This window comes from Micromonospora sp. 4G55 (assembly GCF_016803375.1).
Genome location: NZ_JAEVHN010000058.1, coordinates 1 through 18,581, shown reverse-complemented (window position 1 = coordinate 18,581; position 18,581 = coordinate 1). Strand labels below are relative to the sequence as shown.

General features: G+C 69.9%; 22 protein-coding genes and 2 pseudogenes. 3 read left to right on the top strand and 21 right to left on the bottom strand.

All coding sequences use genetic code 11. The features are described from left to right. Window positions 1-305: 305 nt before the first annotated feature. Window positions 306-1,140 (top strand): annotated as a pseudogene (locus JNW89_RS08040) (IS481 family transposase); the annotation flags it as partial. On the opposite strand, the gene JNW89_RS08035 reads toward JNW89_RS08040, so the two are convergent. Both JNW89_RS08035 and JNW89_RS08030 read right to left on the bottom strand, forming a co-directional pair. Continuing rightward, window positions 1,086-1,688, bottom strand: a complete 603-nt coding sequence (locus JNW89_RS08035; RefSeq protein ID WP_238448375.1) for a helix-turn-helix domain-containing protein — start codon at window positions 1,686-1,688, stop codon at window positions 1,086-1,088. The pseudogene JNW89_RS08040 and the gene JNW89_RS08035 overlap by 55 nt on opposite strands. 266 nt (window positions 1,689-1,954) lie before the next feature. After that, window positions 1,955-2,995, bottom strand: coding sequence for a LacI family DNA-binding transcriptional regulator (locus JNW89_RS08030; RefSeq protein WP_238448373.1), 1,041 nt, complete (start codon window positions 2,993-2,995; stop codon window positions 1,955-1,957). 279 nt (window positions 2,996-3,274) lie between these two features. On the opposite strand from JNW89_RS08030, the gene JNW89_RS08025 reads away from it, so the two are divergent. Both JNW89_RS08025 and JNW89_RS08020 read left to right on the top strand, forming a co-directional pair. Further along, entirely contained in the window at window positions 3,275-4,225 is a 951-nt protein-coding gene (locus JNW89_RS08025; RefSeq protein ID WP_238448372.1) for a LamG domain-containing protein, read from the top strand. Between the two features lie 38 nt (window positions 4,226-4,263). Next, on the top strand, window positions 4,264-6,702 hold the full coding sequence (locus tag JNW89_RS08020; RefSeq protein WP_238448371.1) for a PQQ-dependent sugar dehydrogenase: 2,439 nt from the start codon (window positions 4,264-4,266) through the stop codon (window positions 6,700-6,702). 204 nt (window positions 6,703-6,906) lie between these two features. On the opposite strand, the gene truA is transcribed toward JNW89_RS08020, so the two are convergent. The 19 genes and pseudogenes from truA to JNW89_RS07925 form a co-directional block, all read right to left on the bottom strand. Then, entirely contained in the window at window positions 6,907-7,737 is an 831-nt protein-coding gene (gene truA, locus JNW89_RS08015; RefSeq protein ID WP_238448374.1) for a tRNA pseudouridine(38-40) synthase TruA, read from the bottom strand. A gap of 72 nt (window positions 7,738-7,809) precedes the next feature. Beyond that, the gene (gene rplQ / locus JNW89_RS08010) at window positions 7,810-8,367 is read right to left on the bottom strand and encodes a 50S ribosomal protein L17 (protein ID WP_238448370.1); all 558 of its coding nucleotides are present in this window, start codon (window positions 8,365-8,367) and stop codon (window positions 7,810-7,812) included. A 34-nt stretch (window positions 8,368-8,401) separates the two neighbouring features. Next, window positions 8,402-9,424, bottom strand: a complete 1,023-nt coding sequence (locus JNW89_RS08005) for a DNA-directed RNA polymerase subunit alpha (protein WP_007073009.1) — start codon at window positions 9,422-9,424, stop codon at window positions 8,402-8,404. A gap of 96 nt (window positions 9,425-9,520) precedes the next feature. After that, on the bottom strand, window positions 9,521-10,147 hold the full coding sequence (gene rpsD / locus JNW89_RS08000) for a 30S ribosomal protein S4 (RefSeq protein ID WP_154941830.1): 627 nt from the start codon (window positions 10,145-10,147) through the stop codon (window positions 9,521-9,523). Window positions 10,148-10,161: 14 nt separating this feature from the next. Next, the gene (gene rpsK / locus JNW89_RS07995) at window positions 10,162-10,569 is read right to left on the bottom strand and encodes a 30S ribosomal protein S11 (RefSeq protein ID WP_013288613.1); all 408 of its coding nucleotides are present in this window, start codon (window positions 10,567-10,569) and stop codon (window positions 10,162-10,164) included. Window positions 10,570-10,587: 18 nt separating this feature from the next. Further along, entirely contained in the window at window positions 10,588-10,968 is a 381-nt protein-coding gene (gene rpsM, locus JNW89_RS07990; protein WP_091079342.1) for a 30S ribosomal protein S13, read from the bottom strand. 261 nt (window positions 10,969-11,229) lie between these two features. After that, window positions 11,230-11,343 (bottom strand): 50S ribosomal protein L36, encoded by a 114-nt coding sequence (gene rpmJ / locus JNW89_RS07985; protein WP_012184307.1) that lies wholly within the window; start codon window positions 11,341-11,343, stop codon window positions 11,230-11,232. A gap of 93 nt (window positions 11,344-11,436) precedes the next feature. Continuing rightward, window positions 11,437-11,658, bottom strand: coding sequence for a translation initiation factor IF-1 (infA, locus tag JNW89_RS07980; RefSeq protein ID WP_007073013.1), 222 nt, complete (start codon window positions 11,656-11,658; stop codon window positions 11,437-11,439). A gap of 721 nt (window positions 11,659-12,379) precedes the next feature. Next, window positions 12,380-13,231 carry a type I methionyl aminopeptidase gene (map, locus tag JNW89_RS07975; protein WP_238448369.1) on the bottom strand — a complete coding sequence of 284 codons (852 nt, stop codon included), beginning with the start codon at window positions 13,229-13,231 and terminating at the stop codon, window positions 12,380-12,382. 94 nt (window positions 13,232-13,325) lie between these two features. Further along, the gene (locus JNW89_RS07970; protein WP_088960266.1) at window positions 13,326-13,979 is read right to left on the bottom strand and encodes an adenylate kinase; all 654 of its coding nucleotides are present in this window, start codon (window positions 13,977-13,979) and stop codon (window positions 13,326-13,328) included. Then, entirely contained in the window at window positions 13,980-15,308 is a 1,329-nt protein-coding gene (secY, locus tag JNW89_RS07965) for a preprotein translocase subunit SecY (protein ID WP_238448368.1), read from the bottom strand. A 233-nt stretch (window positions 15,309-15,541) separates the two neighbouring features. After that, the gene (gene rplO / locus JNW89_RS07960; RefSeq protein ID WP_154941825.1) at window positions 15,542-15,985 is read right to left on the bottom strand and encodes a 50S ribosomal protein L15; all 444 of its coding nucleotides are present in this window, start codon (window positions 15,983-15,985) and stop codon (window positions 15,542-15,544) included. Then, window positions 15,985-16,167: a 50S ribosomal protein L30 gene (gene rpmD / locus JNW89_RS07955; RefSeq protein WP_088960263.1), complete on the bottom strand. Its 183-nt coding sequence runs from the start codon at window positions 16,165-16,167 to the stop codon at window positions 15,985-15,987. Before rpmD ends, rplO begins: the two co-directional genes overlap by 1 nt. After that, window positions 16,167-16,781 carry a 30S ribosomal protein S5 gene (gene rpsE / locus JNW89_RS07950; RefSeq protein WP_154941824.1) on the bottom strand — a complete coding sequence of 205 codons (615 nt, stop codon included), beginning with the start codon at window positions 16,779-16,781 and terminating at the stop codon, window positions 16,167-16,169. The genes rpmD and rpsE overlap by 1 nt, the downstream gene beginning before the upstream one ends. 33 nt (window positions 16,782-16,814) lie before the next feature. Beyond that, the gene (rplR, locus tag JNW89_RS07945) at window positions 16,815-17,204 is read right to left on the bottom strand and encodes a 50S ribosomal protein L18 (RefSeq protein ID WP_030329901.1); all 390 of its coding nucleotides are present in this window, start codon (window positions 17,202-17,204) and stop codon (window positions 16,815-16,817) included. After that, window positions 17,201-17,743 carry a 50S ribosomal protein L6 gene (gene rplF, locus JNW89_RS07940; RefSeq protein WP_238448367.1) on the bottom strand — a complete coding sequence of 181 codons (543 nt, stop codon included), beginning with the start codon at window positions 17,741-17,743 and terminating at the stop codon, window positions 17,201-17,203. The genes rplR and rplF overlap by 4 nt, the downstream gene beginning before the upstream one ends. A gap of 16 nt (window positions 17,744-17,759) precedes the next feature. Further along, window positions 17,760-18,167, bottom strand: coding sequence for a 30S ribosomal protein S8 (gene rpsH, locus JNW89_RS07935; protein ID WP_238448366.1), 408 nt, complete (start codon window positions 18,165-18,167; stop codon window positions 17,760-17,762). A gap of 73 nt (window positions 18,168-18,240) precedes the next feature. Continuing rightward, entirely contained in the window at window positions 18,241-18,426 is a 186-nt protein-coding gene (locus tag JNW89_RS07930; RefSeq protein WP_007465272.1) for a type Z 30S ribosomal protein S14, read from the bottom strand. Window positions 18,427-18,430: 4 nt separating this feature from the next. Beyond that, window positions 18,431-18,581, bottom strand: a pseudogene (locus JNW89_RS07925) (50S ribosomal protein L5); the annotation flags it as partial.

The following is an 18,581-nucleotide window of genomic DNA, read 5'->3' as shown; positions in this document are numbered from 1 at the left end:
GGTCTTCTCGATGATGGGTGTAGCGCTTCTCTGCTGGGCCGTGCGGCTGCGTCAACAGCAAGGCTGACAGCAATTGACCGGCACGAGGACGACCACGGCTGGCGTCGCACGGACGGTTTGCCGAGGCGGCAATGCGCCTGGCACCCAGGCAGACGAAGCGTCCAGAACTCACCAGCGAGGGGCGGGAAATTGCCCTAGGTGTTCTGTCCATGGACGTTGGTAACAGGGGTGGGATCTTGAAATAGGTGAGAACCTCCGGGTGAGGTGGAGCTTGTCGAAGGTTCCGCATCACCGGTGAGGTCCTCGTGCCCCACGCTAACGCACCCCTGACAGAGCGCGGCCGGCTTCGTCTGGCGCGCTGCGTGATCGACGATCATGGGCCGTTGCGGCGGGCCGCGGAACGGTTCCAGGTCAGCGTGAACACCGCGAAGCGGTGGGCCGACCGGTACCGGACCGAGGGCGTGCGGGCATGGCTGACCGGTCCAGCCGTCCGCGACGATCCCCGAACCGGACCCGACCTGCGGTGGAGCGCAAGGTGCTGCACCTGCGGGTGAAGAAGCGGTGGGGGCCGGCCGGCATCGCCGGCCGGCTCGACATCCCGGCGTCTACGTGTCACGCGATCCTGCGTCGTGCCGGGGTCGCCCGGCTGGCTCACCTCGACCGTGGCACCGGCCGCCCGGTCCGCCGCTACGAACACGCCGACCCCGGCGACCTGGTCCATGTCGACGTCAAGAAACTCGGCAACATCCCCGACGGCGGCGGCTGGCGCACCAAGGGCCGTCGCCAGGGCAAACTCAACCGCACCGCCACACCCGGGCACAGCACTGACCGATGGGGCGCGCCAGACTCGGATACGCGTTCTTGCACACCGCCTTGGACGACCATTCCCGCCTGGCCTACACCGAGATCCTCAACGACGAGACCCGCGAGACCGCCACCGCCTTCTGGTAGCGGGCTCAAGCCTGGTTCGCCGCTCACGGCATCACCGTGCGCCGCGTCATCACCGACAACGGCAGCTGCTACCGCTCCCGACTCTGGCGCGACACCCTCACCAGCGCCGGGATCAGCGTGAAGAAGACCCGCCCCTACCGGCCACAAACGAACGGCAAGGTGGAACGGTTCCACCGCACCCTGACAGACGTGCTGGACGCCCTGGTCGCGGGTGTAGGTGGCCCACAGCCGCGCCGGCTGGCCCTGCGGGCGCAGGCCTGGCCGGGGCGGGGTTGCAGGTTCAGCGGCCCGAACTCGTCGACGCAGATCACCCGGCCGTGCGCGGGTGGGTGGTCGTAGAGGTCCAGGAGCCGGCGCATCTTGGTCGTGAAGTCGGGGTCGGTGCTGGCCTTCCAGGTCTTGGTGGCCTGCCAGGACACGCCGCGCTCGTGGAGGATCCGCCGGACGGTCTCGGCGCTGATCGTCGTGACGTAGCCGGCCTCGATGAGGTAGTCGCGCAGCTTGGCAAGGGACCAGCAGGAGAACGGCCGGCCGAGGAAGCGGGGGTCGCACCGGGCGATGACGCAGATCCAGTCGCGGGTCTGCTCATCGATCCGTCTCGGTGCGCCCCCGCTCCATTTTGGGTCCAGCGCGTCGAACCCCCGTTCGTTGAAGGCGTGGATCACGTCGCGGACGTAGTCCTCGCTGGTCTTGAGCAGGTGAGCGATGTCCGGCGCCGGCTGCCCCTGGGCGGACATCAGCACCACGATCGCCCGGCGCAGCTTCACCGGATCCTTCGCCGTGTGGGTGATCCGCTGCAACCGCTGACCCTCGGCCATCGACACCTGCCGGACGAACACCTCCGGGCGTCTGCCCACCGGCCACCACCTCCCACGAAATGTCAGGAGACAGCCTGCCCGAGACACGGCCGGAACCGGCGGATGCCCTCATGACACGGCACCTCCGATGCTCCCGCCCGTGGCGTCAGTCCGTGGCGTCAGTGTCGCAGCAACGGCCGGTCCAGTCAGCCGCTGGTCGCGGGCGCCGGGCCGGTGGAGTCGCGGACGATCAGCGTGTGGCCCGTGGAGCGTCGTCGCGGCCGGGTCGACCTCGGCTTCAGCGCGAGGGTCAGCGCCATCCGCCCCATCTCGGTCATCGGCAGCCGGACCGTGGTGAGGCTGGGCGCTAGGTCGGCGGCGACGGACACGTCGTCGAAGCCGACCACCGACACGCGCTCGGGCACCGGGATGCGCCGCGACCGCAGCACGGACAACACGCCGATCGCCATCGCGTCGTTGAGCGCGATGATCGCCGTGGTGTCCGGGTGATAGTGCAGGATCCGCTCGGTGGCCACCCGCCCGCCGTCGCGGGTGAAGTCGGAGTGGACGACGGCGAGGTCGTCGGGGGAGTGCCCGTGCGCGGCGAGCGCGGCGGTCACCCCGGCGAGCCGGTCGGCCACGGTGGTCAGGCCCGGGGTGCCGGCGGCGACGGCGATCCGCCGGTGGCCGAGGCCCAGCAGGTGGGCACCGATGTCGCGGCCCCCGGCCTCGTTGTCCGGCACCACCGCGTCGACGCCCAGGGCGTGCCGCCCGATGACGGCGACTCGTCCGCCGGCCCGCTGGAAGCCGGCGAGTTCGGCGCGCGCCTCGGCCTCCACGCGCGGGTCGTCGTAGCCGGACCCGGCGATGAGGATGATCCCGACCTGTTGGGCGATGAGGTGCCGCAGCTGGCGCAGCTCGTTCTCCGGGTCGCGTCCGGAGTGGGCGATCTGGACCAGCAGGCCCTCCTCGGCGGCGACCTGGAGGACGCCGCTGGCGATCTCGGAGAAGTACGGGTCGTCGATCTGGTGGACGATCAGGCCGACGGTGGTGCTGGCACCGCCGGCGAGGGTGCGGGCGTACGGGTTGGCGACGTACCCGAGTTCCAGGGAGACCTTCCGGACGTGCCGGGCCACCTCCTCGCTGACGCCCTCCCGGCCGGCGAGGGCGCGGGAGGCGGTCGCCAGCGAGACGCCGGCGCGCTCCGCCACGTCGACGAGACGCAACCGTGGTCCGGGTCGGGGCATGGGAAACTCCTGGCAGGCATTGATCCGCACCGCGCTCTTGCGTGTGGCGTAGGGCACAGCATAGGGTACGAAAGCGCTTACGTAAGCGCTTTCGTAAGCGTGGCAGCGCCGCCCGTCCGATCGTCGTTTGGGGGAGCCTCACCTCCGCCGCGCGGCACCGGACGACCGTCCGTCCTGCCCCGACGTTCCTTCGACTCCACATCCGGGCACCGGTTCACGCCCGGTACGTAAGCGCTTTCGTCACCGCCACCATCGCACCGACGAAGGGAGCACCTCCCCATGAGAAGACCTCGACGCGCCGCCGTCGCGGCCACCGCCCTGCTGGCGCTGGCACTGACCGCGGCGGCGAGCCCGGCCCAGGCCGACCGGCCCGGACCGTACGACGTCCACCCCGCCCTCTGGTCGCACCTGGTCGCCTTCTACGACTTCGACCACCCGGTGGTCGGGGACCCCGCGCTCGAGCGGGACCTAGGCCGATCCGGCACCGAGATCGAGCTGGTCAACGGCGGCGCGGCCATGCGGGTGCCCGACCGGGCGTACAAGGGCAGCGGCGACGCGCTGCAGACCCGGCAGGTCAACCCGCAGGCCGCCGGCAACGACGACTGGAAGGCCGGCACCTGGTCCTCCAGCGGCGTCCGGACGCTGCGCGCGTTCAGCGGCGCCGAGGGCACGACGGTGATGGGCTGGTTCAAGCGCGAGATGGACGGCCCCGCGCTCAACTCCACCACCGCGAACCCGACCGACCGGTTCAACGCGATCGGCCTGGCCGGCGTGCTGACCGGCGACTCCGACGGGCACGGCGTGCGGGCCCTGCTGGAACTCATCGACGTCAAGGGCGAGCTTCGCCTGGTCGCCCTCGGCCGCCGCGTCGACGGCGGGGCCTCGCAGACCTTCGCGGCAAACGAGGACTGGCGGACCCTGCTGCCGAAGGGGGAGTGGGTGCACCTGGCCGCCACCTACGACTTCACCAGCGGCACCATGGCGCTCTATCGCAACGGCGAGCCGGTCGACGGCTTCTACACCACCGCCGGCGACCCGTGGCAGCTGAACGGGCCCGGCCCGCACGTCACCAGCGCCACCGACCCGCGCGGCATCAAGATCGGCGGGAGCTTCCCGCAGAACAACCTGGAACGCAATCCGTGTGACTGCCGCATGGACGGCCTCATGTTCCTCGACAGCGTGATCCCGGCGAGCGACGTTGCCAAGCAGTACCGCTACATGGCCCGCTGACCCGTTCCTCGGATCGTCCCACCGAGAAGGAGAACCGCGTGTTCATTCGCGCTTGCAGCACCGGCAGGCTCCGCAGAGCCGCACTCACCGCCGGGGTCACTGCCGCCACCCTCGTCATGTCCACCCTGGTCGCCGCGCCCGCCCGGGCCGACGGCGCCGTCTACGACCCGATCCCCGAGTCGCAGATCCAGTCGCGGCTGGGGCTGGTGCTCCAGGAGTACGCCAGCTTCCCGCAGTCCACTCCGAACCCGGCGCCGGTCGACCAGCGGCTGGTACGCAAGGCCCGGATCAACACGATCAGCGAGCTGCCCGACGGCTCCGGCCGCCGGGCTGTGCCGGACCTCAACGGCAACCTCTACTTCGTGGCGAACGGCACGCCGCACGTCTACCTGGACGTGGCGGCCACCTTCGCGCCGCAGTTCTTCTCCGGCCGCGGCCTCGGCCAGGGCTTCGGGTACGTCGCCTTCCACCCGGACTTCGGGCGCAACGGCCGCTTCTACACCATCCACACGGAGCAGGCGTCGCTGGCCACCCGGACGCCGGACTACGCCCAGCCGAACACCATCTACCAGGCCGTGATCACCGAGTGGACGGCCACCGACCCGGCTGCGGACACGTTCGCCGGCACCCACCGGGAGGTGCTGCGGATCGGCTTCGGCGGCCAGATCCACGGCGTCCAGGAGATCAACTTCAACCCGACCGCGAAGCCGCACGACCCCGACTACGGGATGCTCTACCTCGCCGTCGGCGACGGCGGCCAGGGCGCCCGCAACGGCGACCCGCAGAACATGGGCCTGCCGCACGGCAAGCTGCTCCGCATCGACCCGCGCGGCACCAACGCGCCCAACGGCCGGTACGGGATCCCGGCCGACAACCCGTTCGTCGGGCGGGCCGGCGCGCTCGGTGAGATCTACGCGGTCGGCTTCCGCGACCCGCACCGGTTCAGCTGGGACCGGGCCACCGGCCGGATGTACCTGGGCCACATCGGCGAGCACGCCGTCGAGTCGATCTACGAGGTCCGGGCCGGGGACAACTTCGGCTGGAGCGAGCGCGAGGGCAACTGGGTCTTCGACAAGACCGCGACCAACCCGTGCGACAAGCTCTACCCGCTGCCGGCTGACGACGCGAAGTACGGCTACACCTACCCGGTGGCCGCGTACGACCACGACCCGGCGGCGAGCTGGAACTGCACCTCCGACGTCGGCGTCGCGGTGGCCGGCGGCTTCGTCTACCGCGGACAGTCCGTGCCCGCGCTGAAGGGCAAGTACGTCTTCGGTGACCTGGTCGACGGCCGGGTGCTCTACACCGAGGCGGACGAGATGCGCCGCGGCGCCGGGCTCGCCCCGATCCACCGGCTCGCCCTGTACACCACCGCCGGGGGCCTGGTACGCATGCAGGACCTGTCCAGCCCGGGCGCGCCCGGCGACCCGAACCGGGTCGACCTGCGCTTCGGCACCGACGCCGCCGGTGAGCTCTACATCGTGGCCAAGGCCAACGGGAAGATCTGGAAGGTCGTCGACACCAAGACCGTGGCGGAGGGCAAGGTGGGCCGGACCAAGGTGGTCCACACCGGAGGCGCGCAGAACTGGGCGCCGGTGACCCCGTCGAAGTGGCGGTTCGAGGGCGACCAGGTGATCCTCGCCGAGGCCGGCGTGAGCCGTCCGGGCCCGCGCCGCCCGTTCGAGTACGCCATCCTCAACAAGGGCCCGGCCTGGTCCTCGGTCCAGATCGACGCCCGGGTGCGCCTCGACGAGCCGGTGGAGGTCACCAACCGGGACGTGATCATCGTCTTCGGCTGGCAGTCGGACATGCAGTACTACTACGCGCACCTGTCCACCGACAACACGATCTACCCGCACAACGGCATCTTCAAGGTCAACAACGCCGACCGGGAACGGATCGACCACCAGTGGAACGGGCGCTCCCGCGGCGCCAACCCGGCGATCACCGACGCCGACTGGCACAAGGTGCGGGTCGTGCACCTGCCCGCCACCGGCGAGATCGCCGACCTGCTGGTCCGGCTCGGGTGCAGCCAGGTGGTCCGGGGCACGCTGCGCTCCCCCGACGGCGAGCACCTGGCCACCGCCGGCCTGTTCAACCTGACCGACAAGGCCAGCGCGCAACGCGTCCGGGACCGGATCCGGCAGCTGCTCGACGAGCGGCAGGGCCGCTTCCGTGGCATGGCGGCCGGCGACGGCACCGAGGCGCTCACCACCGCCGCCGCCCGGGTCGGCTGGCAGGTACGCGGCCACTACATCGCCTACTGCCTGGTCGTCCGCGCCGACGGCGGCGCCGTGCCGGCCGGCGACACCGCCGTCCGCGACATCATCTTCGACCTGATCGAGCTGCACCTCGACAAGGGCGTGCTCGAACGCCGGGCCGTCGGCGGCAGCGCCGTCCAGCCCACCGCGAAGGCGACCGAGGGCACCGGCACCCAGGGCGGCAACGCAACTCCCGACGAGCTGCCCGGCAACTGAGCCGCCGGTCGACGGCGAGCGACGCGAGGCCCGGTCCGAGTCCTGTGGACCGGGCCTCGCCACGTGTTCAGGCTCGGCACGGCCCGGTCACGCGTCACGCCGCCTGCGCGGGCGCTGCCGGGCGAGGCCGGCGACCTGGCGGCACCGCGCACCGGCCTGGGTGAGTGCCCTTGGCTGCACCGGGTCTCGCGAACCCGCGTGCGCTCAGGCCTCGGTGGAGACGCGGAGGCGCCGGGTGAGGTCGGCGCGGTGCGCGTACTCGGCCGGGTCGTCGGGGTAGCCGACCGCGACCAGGGTCAACCCGTGCGCCGCCGCGACGGTCACCTCGCTGGAACGTTCCCGCCGGCTCAGCAGGCTCGCCGGCCACTCGACCGGCCGCCGGCCGTCCCCGGCGACCAGCATCGCCCCGACCAGGCTGCGCACCATCGCCTGGCAGAACGCGTCGGCCTGCACGGTGGCCACGAGGATGCCGTCCGGGTCGCGCCGCCAGTCCAGCCGGGTCACCTCGCGCAGCGTGGTGGCGTTCTCCTTGCGCCGGCAGTACGCGGCGAAGTCGTGCTCCCCCACCAGCCCGGCCGCGGCGGCGTTCAGCGCCGCCAGGTCCAGCGGCTTCGGCCAGGCGAGGGTGTCGTGCCGGCGCAACGGCTCGGCGCCCCACGGGGCGTCGGTCACCCGGTACTCGTAGCGACGGAAGGTCGCCGAGAAACGGGCGTCGAAGTCGGCGGGCACCTCGCTCATCGCGCGGACCCGCACGTCGGTCGGGAGCAGCCGGGCCAGCCGGCGCAGCAGGCGCCCGTCATGCTCCCGCCACACGGCGGTGGGCAGGTCGAGGTGACAGACCTGACCGGTGGCGTGCACCCCGGCGTCGGTGCGGCCGGCGACGGTCAGCCCGGTCGCCGTGCCCGCGCCGAGGACCAGGTCCAGCGTCTGGGTCAGCACCCCGGCGACCGTCCGCCGGGTCGGTTGGGCGGCCCAACCGGAGAAGTCCGTGCCGTCGTACGAGACGTCCAACCGCAGCCGGGTCCGCTCGTCCACCTCGTACCTCCCGTTCACGCCGTCGGGCCCGGCACCCCAGGAAGGGATGCCGGGCGACGATGACGCCTGTGCTCAGGCCTTGTTCTCGTTGGCCTCGTCGCTGTCCTCGCGGGCGGCGTCGGTGTCACCGGACACCGACACCGGCGGCTCGGCGTCCTGGTCGCCCGAGTTCGACTCCGGGGTCTCCTCGGCCGGGGCCAGGGCCTCGACCTTGTCCTGCTGGGCGGCCTTGCGGGCGGCGGTCTTCTTGTTCGCCTTGGGCTCGGCGACCTGAAGCTCCTCGACCAGCTCGATGATCGCCATCGGAGCGGCGTCACCCTTGCGCGGACCGGTCTTCACGATCCGGGTGTAGCCACCGTTGCGGTTGGCGTACCGGGGCGCGATCTGGTCGAACAGGGCGTAGACCACGTCCTTGTCCTTGACGACGCCCAGCACCCGACGCCGCGCGGCGAGGTCGCCGCGCTTGGCCTTGGTGATGAGCTGCTCGGCCAGCGGACGCAGCCGCCGGGCCTTCGTCTCGGTGGTCTGGATCTTGCCGTGCTGGAACAGCGCGGTGGCCAGGTTGGCCAGCATCAGCCGCTCGTGCGCGGGGCTGCCGCCGAGGCGGGGGCCCTTGGTGGGCGTGGGCATGCTTGGTGCTCCTCAGGTGTGGCGGCAGCGCGGACTAGAGCTGCTCGGTCTCGCGGTAGTCGTCGGTGTCGTAGTCGGCCTCGCCGAAGGCGTCCACGACGTGCGCCGGGTCGAAGTTCGGAGCCGAGTCCTTCAGCCCGAGACCCATCCCGGCGAGCTTCATCTTGACCTCGTCGATCGACTTCTGACCGAAATTCCGGATGTCGAGGAGGTCGGCCTCGGTACGCCCGATGAGCTCACCAACGGAGTTGATGCCCTCGCGCTTGAGGCAGTTGTAGGAGCGGACGGTGAGGTCCAGCTCCTCGATCGGCAGGGCCAGGTCCGCCGCGAGCTGGGCGTCCTGCGGGGACGGCCCGATGTCGATGCCCTCGGCGGTCTCGTCCAGCTCCCGGGCCAGGCCGAAGAGCTCCACCAGCGTCGAGCCGGCGGAGGCCAACGCGGTACGCGGGCCCATCGACGGCTTGGTCTCGACGTCGATGATCAGCCGGTCGAAGTCGGTCCGCTGCTCGACGCGGGTCGCCTCGACGCGGTACGTCACCTTGAGCACCGGCGAGTAGATCGAGTCGACCGGGATCCGGCCGATCTCGGCGCCGGCCTGCTTGTTCTGCGCCGCCGTGACGTAGCCACGACCCCGCTCGACGGTCAGCTCCATGTCGAGCCGGCCCTTGCCGTTCAGGGTGGCGAGCTTCAGGTCCGGGTTGTGCACCGAGACGCCGGCCGGGGGCTGGATGTCGCCCGCCGTCACGTCGCCCGGGCCCTGCTTGCGCAGGTACATGCTGACCGGCTCGTCGTGCTCGGAGCTGACGCACAGCTCCTTGATGTTCATGACGAGCTCGACCACGTCCTCCTTGACACCGGGGATCGTGGTGAACTCGTGCAGCACACCGTCGATCTTGATCGAGGTGACCGCCGCACCCGGGATGGACGACAGCAGCGTGCGCCGCAGCGAGTTACCCAGGGTGTAGCCGAAGCCGGGCTCCAGCGGCTCGATGGTGAACCGGGACCGGGTCTCGTTGATCGACTCCTCGGAGAGGGAGGGTCGCTGGCTGATGAGCATTTTTTCTCTTCTCTTCCGGGACGCCCGCTATATGACGCCCACGACACAAACTGTTCCGGTGGCCCGCCCCGGAGGGCGGGCCACCGCAACGAGCCCTTACTTGGAGTAGAGCTCGACGATCAGCTGCTCCTGGACCTGGGTGTCGATCACCTGGCGGGCCGGGAGCGAGTGCACGAGGATCTTCATCTGGCTCGGGATGGCCTCCAGCCACGCCGGAACCGACCGCGAACCGGCCTGAGCCTGCGCCACCAGGAACGGGGTGAGCTCCTTGCTCTTGCCCCGGACCTCGATGATGTCGTGCTCCTTGACGCGGTACGACGGGATGTCGACCTTCTTGCCGTTCACGGTGAAGTGGCCGTGCTTGACCAGCTGGCGGGCCTGGTCACGCGAGCTGGCGTAGCCGGCCCGGTAGACCACGTTGTCCAGCCGCGACTCGAGGATCTGCAGGAGAACCTCACCGGTCTTGGCCTTCTTGCTCACGGCCTCTTCGTAGTAGCCGCGGAACTGCTTCTCCAGCACGCCGTAGACACGACGGGCCTTCTGCTTCTCACGGAGCTGGAGCAGGTACTCCGTCTCCTTCGTGCGGCCGCGGCCGTGCTGCCCGGGCGGGAACGGCCGGGACTCGAACGGGCACTTCGGACCATCGCACTTGCTGCCCTTGAGGAACAGCTTCATCTTCTCCCGCCGGCAACGGCGGCAGTCAGCACCGGTGTAACGAGCCATCTCTCTCTAACCTCTCAGACCCGGCGACGCTTCGGCGGACGGCATCCGTTGTGCGGCTGCGGGGTGACGTCGGAGATCTGCCCGACCTCGAGGCCCACGGCCTGCAGCGAACGGATGGCGGTCTCCCGGCCGGAGCCGGGGCCCTTGACGAACACGTCGACCTTGCGCATGCCGTGCTCCATCGCCCGACGCGCGGCGGCCTCGGCGGCGAGCTGCGCGGCGAACGGGGTCGACTTGCGGGAGCCCTTGAAGCCCACCTGGCCGGAAGAGGCCCAGGAGATGACCGCACCGGTCGGGTCGGTGATCGACACGATGGTGTTGTTGAAGGTGCTCTTGATGTGCGCCTGCCCGTGGGCGACGTTCTTGCGTTCCTTGCGCCGGACCTTCTTGACGGCGGCTCCGGCACGAGCCTTCGGTGGCATAAGTCTGTGCGCTCCTAGTTACTTCTTGCCGGGCTTCTTCTTGCCGGCGACGGTCCGCTTCGGGCCCTTGCGGGTCCGCGCGTTGGTCTTGGTCCGCTGGCCACGCACGGGCAGGCCCCGGCGGTGCCGGATGCCGGCGTAGCAGCCGATCTCGACCTTGCGGCGGATGTCAGCGGCGACCTCGCGGCGCAGGTCGCCTTCAACCTTGTAGTTGCCCTCGATGTGGTTGCGGAGCTGGACCAGCTCCTCATCCGTGAGGTCCCGAACGCGCTTGTCCGGCGAGATGCCGGTAGCGGTGAGCGTCTCCAGGGCGCGGGTACGACCGACCCCGAAGATGTAGGTGAGCGCGATCTCCATCCGCTTCTCGCGGGGGAGGTCGACGCCGACTAGACGTGCCATGTGCGGGCGTACTCCTCGTGATGTTGTGGCGGAGGTCTGGACCCGTCCCACCCCGCTACCGGCCGTCCCGTCCTTCCGACGCTGTCAGCGCTGGCGACCGGGATCGGTCGTGCCCGAGCGGGCCCCGGCCTCCGACCGGGGGTCAACCACGATTGAGTACGCGCTGCGTACCGCTCGCGGCTGGAACGAGCTGATGATGTGCTGTCTGGATCTGCGGCCCGGACCGATCCGACCGGCCGTGTCACGACCGGTGGGACTGGTTCAGCCCTGGCGCTGCTTGTGGCGCGGGTCGGTGCAGATGACCATGACCCGGCCGTGCCGGCGGATCACCCGGCACTTGTTGCAGATCCTCTTGACGCTCGGCTTGACCTTCACGGTTGCCTTACTTCCCATCTGGCCCGGTGGCGCGACCACGCGCGACGCCGGACGTCGAAGACGGACACGGGGACGTCCCGGCCGTCGTCAGGATTACTTGTAGCGGTAGACGATGCGCCCGCGGGTCAGGTCGTACGGCGAGAGTTCGACGACGACCCGGTCCTCCGGCAGGATACGGATGTAGTGCTGCCGCATCTTGCCGCTGATGTGAGCCAGCACCTTGTGGCCGTTCGCGAGCTCCACCCGGAACATTGCGTTCGGCAGGGGCTCGATGACCCGACCCTCGATCTCGATGGCTCCGTCTTTTTTCGGCATGTCCTCCGCTGTCCTGACGTCGGTTACTCCGGACGGCCCACAACGTCTTACACGGGCATCCGACCGAGATCGGAGGGCCCGCGCCAGCCGCGGCTCCGACTCCCACCGAAGCGCGTAGTGGGCATGCCGGAGTGGACGCTGTGCGCCGATCTGAAAGTGTACGCCCGAGTGCGCGCCGTCGCCAAACCGGCCACCCCGCCCGTCACCCGCACGAAGGAAAACGGACGCGGGGCGACATCTCCCCCGCCGCCGCGCCCCCGAGGACCCGCCGGACCGCGCCGGCGTCTCGGACCGGCCCGGCTCCGCGGAACTGTCCGTGCCGACCCCGTTTGCGGCGTGTCGTGGTGTCTTGCGGGCCGGACACCACGACCCACCGCAAGTCGTGACGGTCGGGGGGCCGGCGCGGCCCGGGCTCAAGTGCTCCGGCCGACGGCGCCCGAGCCCGTGGCCGGGATGTGGCCGGTCCGCCTCCGCCCGAGCCACGGTCGGCGAGCCGCACTGAGCCGTTTGCGTCATCAGGTCCGTAGCGACCCGGACAAGCCTCTCGTGCCGGGCGGGCCTTCTGTCCGGGTCGACGTGGGGAGCCCGACGAGGACGGCGAGCGCGCCGGGCACGGCCGTGGAACCGCGGCCGGCTCGCGCCGCCCCGCCTACCGCGCCACGGCGGATCCGGCCGTCAGGACTCCGCACACTCGACCGTCAGGACGCCGCGGACTCGGCCGTCAGGACGCGGCGGACTCGGCCGGCTGCCGGGCGGTGACCAGGTCGCCCAGTCGGGCCCGCCCGCCGTCGAAGGCGGTCAGCACCCAGACCCCGTCGGGCAGCAGCGCCATCGAGTGCTCCACGTGCACCGCCATCGACCGGTCCCGGGTGACGACCGTCCAGCCGTCGGCCAGTTCGACGGTACGCGGCGACCCCATCGTGATCATCGGCTCGATGGCCAGCGCCAGGCCCGGCACCAGGCGCGGACCCTTGCCCGGCCGCCCGTGGTTGAGCACGTGCGGGTCCTGGTGCATCTCGGTGCCGATGCCGTGCCCGCCGTAGCCGTCGACGATGCCGTACCGGCCGCCCTTGCGGACCGCGTTCTCCACCGCGTGCGAGATGTCGGTCAGCCGGCCCCGGCCGCTGGCGGCGCCCCGCGCGGCGGCGGCGATCCCGGCCCACATGGCGTCCTCCGCCACCTCGGCCATCTTCAGCACCGCCGGGTCGACCTCGCCCACGCCCACGGTGATCGCGGCGTCGCCGTGCCAGCCGTTCAGCACCGCGCCGCAGTCGATGGAGATCACGTCGCCGTCATGGAGCACCTGCTGCGCCGACGGGATGGCGTGCACCACCTGCTCGTTGACCGACGAGCAGATCGAGGCGGGGAAGCCGTGGTAGCCCTTGAACGAGGGAACGGCCCCGGCCTCGCGGATGGTCGACTCGGCGATCGCGTCCAGGTCGGCGGTGCTGACCCCGGGGGCGACGGCCTCCCGCATCCGACGCAGGGCCTCGGCGACCACCAGGCCGGCGGCCCGCATCTTCTCGATCTGGTCGGGGGTCTTCAGCTGGATGTCCAGCTGGGGACGGCGCATGGAGCGAATACCTTTCGTTGCCGGACAGCGATCAGCGGGGCACGTCGCACGTACCCCGCTGATCGCACTCTATCCGCCGGAGCCCGGCAGGACCTCAGCCCCCGTACGACCGCAGCGCGTCGATGGCGCGGACCGTGACGTCCTCCACCGGCCCGGTGGCGTCGATCCCGACCAGCTTGTTCTGGGCGCCGTAGTAGTCGACCAGCGGCGCCGTCTTCTCGGCGTACTCCCGCAGGCGGGCCGCGATCGTCTCCGGCTTGTCGTCGTCCCGCTGGAACAGCTCGGCACCGCAGCGGTCGCAGATGCCCTCGCGGGTGGTGGCGTCGAACTCGACGTGCCAGATCTTGCCGCAGCCGCGGCAGGTGCGCCGGCCGGAGAGCCGCCGGATCACCTCGTCGTCGTCGACGACCAGTTCCAGCACCAGGTCCAGCGCGGTGCCGAGGTCCGCGAGGAGCTTGTCCAGCGCGGCGGCCTGCGGCGTCGTACGCGGGAAGCCGTCGAGCAGGAAGCCCTCGGCGGCATCCGGCTCGGCGAGCCGGTCCCGGACCATGTTGATGGTGACCTCGTCCGGGACCAGCTTGCCGGCGTCCATGTACCGCTTGGCCTCGACACCCAACGGCGTGCCCTGCGAGACGTTCGCCCGGAAGATGTCACCGGTCGAGATCTTCGGCACCGAGAGGTGTGCGGCGATGAATTCCGCCTGCGTGCCCTTGCCCGCGCCCGGCGGGCCAACCAGAACGAGTCGCATCTACCGCAGGAACCCTTCGTAGTTCCGCTGCATGAGTTGGCTCTCGATCTGCTTCACGGTCTCCAGACCGACGCCGACCATGATGAGCACAGCGGTGCCGCCGAACGGGAAGTTCTGGAACTGCTGGCTGTTCAGCCAGATGAAGAAGAAGTTCGGCAGGATCGCGACGATGCCCAGGTAGAGCGCGCCCGGCAGGGTGATCCGGCTGAGGATGAAGTCGAGGTACTCGGCGGTCGGCTTGCCGGGGCGGATGCCCGGCACGAAGCCGCCGTACTTCTTCATGTTGTCCGCGACCTCGGTCGGGTTGAACGTGATCGACACGTAGAAGTACGTGAAGAAGATGATCAACAGGAAGTAGATCACGATGTGCAGCGGCGAGTCGGCCTGCACGATGTTGTTCTGGATCCAGGCCTGGGTCTTGCCCGGGTTGGTCTGGTCGAAGAACTGGAGCGCCAGCTGCGGCAGGTAGAGCAGCGAGGAGGCGAAGATGACCGGGATGACACCCGCCTGGTTGACCTTCAGCGGGATGTAGGTCGAGGTGCCGCCGTACATCCGCCGGCCGATCATCCGCTTGGCGTACTGCACCGGGATCCGGCGCTGCGCCTGCTCGATGAAGCAGACCGCGGTGATGACCAGCAGGACCAGGGCGAGGACGAGGACGAACTTGCCCCAGCCCTCGTTGGTCTTGATCTTCCAGCCCTCGCTGGGGAGCCGGGCGGCGATCGAGGTGAAGATGAGGACGGACATGCCGTTGCCGACGCCGCGGTCGGTGATCAGCTCACCGAGCCACATCACCATGCCGGTACCCGCGGTCATCGTCATGACCAGGATGCTCAGCGTCAGCCAGTTCGGGATGCCGGTGCCCTCGGGGATGATCGGGAACTGGTCGCAGCGGTTCTGGAACAGCTGCCCGGAGCGGGCCAGCGCCACGAAGGCCGACGACTGCAGGATGCCCAGACCGAGGGTCAGGTAGCGGGTGTACTGGGTGATCTTCGCCTGGCCGGCCTGGCCCTCCTTGCGGAGCTGTTCCAGCCGCGGGATGACCACGGTGAGCAGCTGCAGGATGATCGACGCGGTGATGTAGGGCATGATGCCCAGCGCGAAGACCGAGAGCTGCAGCAGTGCGCCGCCGGAGAAAAGGTCCAGCAGGTTCAGCACTCCGGTGCTCTGACCCTGGAGGGTGTCGAGGCACTTCTGCACGTTGCCGTACGAGACGCCGGGGCTGGGCAGAGTGGCGCCGAGCCGGTAGACCGCGATGATGCCTACTGTGAACAGCAGCTTCTTGCGCAGGTCAGGCGTACGGAACGCACTGAGAAAGGCGGACAGCAACTTCTTCCTCCTGCGCGAGGCGGGCCGCCGGTGATCCCTGGCGGGGGCGGGGTGGGTGCCGGGCGAGTGCCCGATATCCATAGCTGGGAAGGGACTCTAACAGCCCGGTCCCGGTCCGGGCAGATGTGCCCGGCTACATAAACCGAATCCGATGTTACCCGGCGCACACATGCCTGGTAGACCACGGCGCCCGCCCAGTTGCGGACAACTGAGCGGGCGCCATGGGTCGTGCCTTACAGCTCGGTGACGGAGCCACCGGCAGCGGTGATCTTCTCCTTGGCCGACGCGCTGAACCCGTGCGCCGACACCTGGAGAGCCACACCGCCGAGGTCGCCGGTGCCGAGGACCTTGACCGGCTGGCCCTTGCGGACCGCGCCGACCTCGACCAGCTCCTGCGGGCCGACCTGGCCGCCGTTCGGGAAGAGCTCGGCGAGCCGGTCCAGGTTGACCACCTGGAAGACGACCTTGAACTTGTTCTTGAAGCCCTTCATCTTCGGCAGGCGCATGTGGATGGGCATCTGCCCACCCTCGAACGCCGCCGAGATGTTCTTGCGGGCCTTGGAACCCTTGGTACCGCGACCGGCGGTCTTGCCCTTGGAGCCCTCACCGCGACCCACCCGGGTCTTCGCGGTCTTGGCACCCGGGGCCGGGCGCAGGTGGTGAACCTTGATCGTCATTACTCGACCTCCTCGACCTTCACGAGGTGGTTGACCGCGAAGATCATGCCCCGAATCTCGGGCCGGTCCTCCTTGACCACCACGTCGTTGATCCGCTTCAGACCGAGCGAACGCAGCGACTCACGCTGGTTCTGCTTGGTGCCGATGCCGGACCGGACCTGGGTGACCTTCAGGCGTGCCATCAGGACGCCACCCCCGCCCGCGACGCCAGCATGGCGGCCGGCGCGACGTCCTCCACCGGCAGACCACGACGGGTCGCGACGGCCTCGGGGGACTCGAGCCCCTTCAGCGCCGCCACCGTGGCGTGCACGATGTTGATCGGGTTCGACGAGCCGAGGCTCTTGGAGAGCACGTCGTGGATGCCCGCGCACTCCAGCACGGCACGCACCGGACCACCGGCGATGACACCGGTACCGGCGGACGCCGGCTTGAGCAGCACGACGCCGGCAGCGGCCTCGCCCTGCACCGGGTGCGGGATCGACTGACCGATCCGCGGCACCTTGAAGAAGTGCTTCTTGGCCTCCTCGACACCCTTGGCGATCGCCGCGGGCACCTCCTTGGCCTTTCCGTAGCCCACGCCGACGGTGCCGTCGCCGTCGCCCACGATCACCAGGGCGGTGAAGCTGAAGCGACGACCACCCTTCACGACCTTGGCGACGCGGTTGATCGCGACGACCCGCTCGAGGTGCGGGGTCTTCTCGACGGGCGCGTTTCCGCGGCCGCCCTCACGGCGGTTGTCGCGGCGACCACCCTCGTTGCCACCGGACCCGCCGCCACGGCGCTGTTGACCTGGCATCAGCAGCCTTCCTTATCTCTCGTGACGGGGTTTCTAGAACTCGAGCCCGGCTTCGCGGGCGGCATCGGCAAGCGCGGCGACCCGCCCCGCGTACCGGTTGCCACCGCGGTCGAAGACGACCTTGGAGACGCCGGCGGCCTTGGCGCGCTCGGCGAGCAGGGCGCCGACCTTGCCGGCCAGGGCGCTCTTGTCGCCCTCCGCACCACGCAGCGACGCGTCCAGGGTCGAGGCCGACGCCAGGGTGTGACCCTTGGTGTCGTCCACGATCTGGGCGACCATGTGCCGCAGGGAGCGGGTGACCACCAGGCGGGGACGCTCGGCGGTGCCGCTGACGTTCTTGCGGACCCGGAAGTGCCGGCGCGCACGCCCGACGGCACGCTTGGCGGCGACGCCGCGGCGGCGCTTGAGCAGCGTGGCGCTCACTTCTTACCTGCCTTTCCAGCCTTGCGGCGGATGACCTCGCCCTGGTACTTCACGCCCTTGCCCTTGTAGGGCTCCGGCGGGCGGATCTTCCGGATGTTGGCGGCGACCTCACCGACCTGCTGCTTGTCGATGCCGGCCACGTGGAACAGCGTCGGCTTCTCCACCGTGAAGGTGATGCCGTCCGGAGCCGGCACCAGCACCGGGTGCGAGAACCCGAGAGCGAACTCCAGGTCCTTGCCCTTGGCGGTGACGCGGTAACCGGTACCGGCGATCTCCAGGCTCTTGCGGTAGCCCTCGGTCACACCGACGATCATGTTGGCGACCAGGGTACGGCTGAGGCCGTGCAGTTCCTTGGCCTTGCGCTCGTCGTTCGGCCGGTTGACGTGCACCTGGCCGTCCTCGCTACGCTCCGCCGTGATCGGCTCGGCGAGCGTGTGCGACAGCTCGCCCTTGGGGCCCTTGACCTTCACGGTCTGGCCGTCGATCGTGATGTCGACGCCGGCCGGTACCGGGATCGACTTACGTCCAATACGCGACATTTCTACCTGTCTCCCGTTACCAGACGAAGGCGAGGACTTCCCCGCCAACGCTCCGCTTGCGGGCCTGCCGGTCGGTGAGCAGCCCCTGGGACGTCGAAATGATCGCCACGCCCAGCCCGCCGAGCACCCGCGGGAGCCCGTCCGACTTGGCGTACACCCGGAGACCGGGCTTGGACACGCGCTTGATGCCGGCCAGGCTCCGCTCGCGGTTCTGGCCGTACTTCAGCTCGACGACCAGTCGCCGGCCGACGGCGCCCTCCTCGGGCTCCTCGACCGACCAGGTGGCGATGTAACCCTCGGCCTTGAGGACCTCGGCGATGTTCGCCTTGATCTTCGAGTAGGGCATCGTCACCCGGTCGTGGTACGCCTGGTTGGCGTTACGCAGACGCGTGAGCATGTCTGCGATCGGGTCGGTCATCGTCATGGAATTCGTCAGCCTTTCTCGCCGGGGTTCCCGGGGCGTTCCGCCCCGGGCCTACGGCGAAGAGCAATAGCTATTACCAGGAAGCCTTGGACACGCCGGGCAGCTCACCGCGGTGGGCCATCTCCCGGATGCACACCCGGCAGAGACCGAACTTGCGGTAGACCGCCTTCGGACGCCCGCACCGCTGGCAGCGGGTGTACGCGCGAACCGAGAACTTCGGCTTCGCGGCCGCCTTGATGATCAGCGCCTTCTTGGCCATTCGCTCAGTTCTCCTTGAACGGGAAGCCCAGGAGCTTGAGCAGCGCCCGGCCCTCGTCGTCGGTCGTGGCGGTCGTGACCACCGTGATGTCCATGCCCCGCTGGCGATCGATCTTGTCCTGGTCGATCTCGTGGAACACCGACTGCTCGGTCAGA

Bases quoted from the DNA above. Each gene is read 5' to 3' on its own strand.
- JNW89_RS08035 (WP_238448375.1), bottom strand. From the start codon at position 1,688: ATGTCCGCCCAGGGGCAGCCGGCGCCGGACATCGCTCACCTGCTCAAG.
- JNW89_RS08030 (WP_238448373.1), bottom strand. From the start codon at position 2,995: ATGCCCCGACCCGGACCACGGTTGCGTCTCGTCGACGTGGCGGAGCGC.
- JNW89_RS08025 (WP_238448372.1), top strand. From the start codon at position 3,275: ATGAGAAGACCTCGACGCGCCGCCGTCGCGGCCACCGCCCTGCTGGCG.
- rplQ (WP_238448370.1), bottom strand. From the start codon at position 8,367: ATGCCCACGCCCACCAAGGGCCCCCGCCTCGGCGGCAGCCCCGCGCAC.
- JNW89_RS08005 (WP_007073009.1), bottom strand. From the start codon at position 9,424: ATGCTCATCAGCCAGCGACCCTCCCTCTCCGAGGAGTCGATCAACGAG.
- rpsD (WP_154941830.1), bottom strand. From the start codon at position 10,147: ATGGCTCGTTACACCGGTGCTGACTGCCGCCGTTGCCGGCGGGAGAAG.
- rpsK (WP_013288613.1), bottom strand. From the start codon at position 10,569: ATGCCACCGAAGGCTCGTGCCGGAGCCGCCGTCAAGAAGGTCCGGCGC.
- rpsM (WP_091079342.1), bottom strand. From the start codon at position 10,968: ATGGCACGTCTAGTCGGCGTCGACCTCCCCCGCGAGAAGCGGATGGAG.
- infA (WP_007073013.1), bottom strand. From the start codon at position 11,658: ATGCCGAAAAAAGACGGAGCCATCGAGATCGAGGGTCGGGTCATCGAG.
- map (WP_238448369.1), bottom strand. From the start codon at position 13,231: ATGCGCCGTCCCCAGCTGGACATCCAGCTGAAGACCCCCGACCAGATC.
- JNW89_RS07970 (WP_088960266.1), bottom strand. From the start codon at position 13,979: ATGCGACTCGTTCTGGTTGGCCCGCCGGGCGCGGGCAAGGGCACGCAG.
- rplO (WP_154941825.1), bottom strand. From the start codon at position 15,985: ATGACGATCAAGGTTCACCACCTGCGCCCGGCCCCGGGTGCCAAGACC.
- rpmD (WP_088960263.1), bottom strand. From the start codon at position 16,167: ATGGCACGCCTGAAGGTCACCCAGGTCCGGTCCGGCATCGGCACCAAG.
- rpsE (WP_154941824.1), bottom strand. From the start codon at position 16,781: ATGCCAGGTCAACAGCGCCGTGGCGGCGGGTCCGGTGGCAACGAGGGT.
- rplF (WP_238448367.1), bottom strand. From the start codon at position 17,743: ATGTCGCGTATTGGACGTAAGTCGATCCCGGTACCGGCCGGCGTCGAC.
- rpsH (WP_238448366.1), bottom strand. From the start codon at position 18,167: ATGACGATGACCGACCCGATCGCAGACATGCTCACGCGTCTGCGTAAC.
- JNW89_RS07930 (WP_007465272.1), bottom strand. From the start codon at position 18,426: ATGGCCAAGAAGGCGCTGATCATCAAGGCGGCCGCGAAGCCGAAGTTC.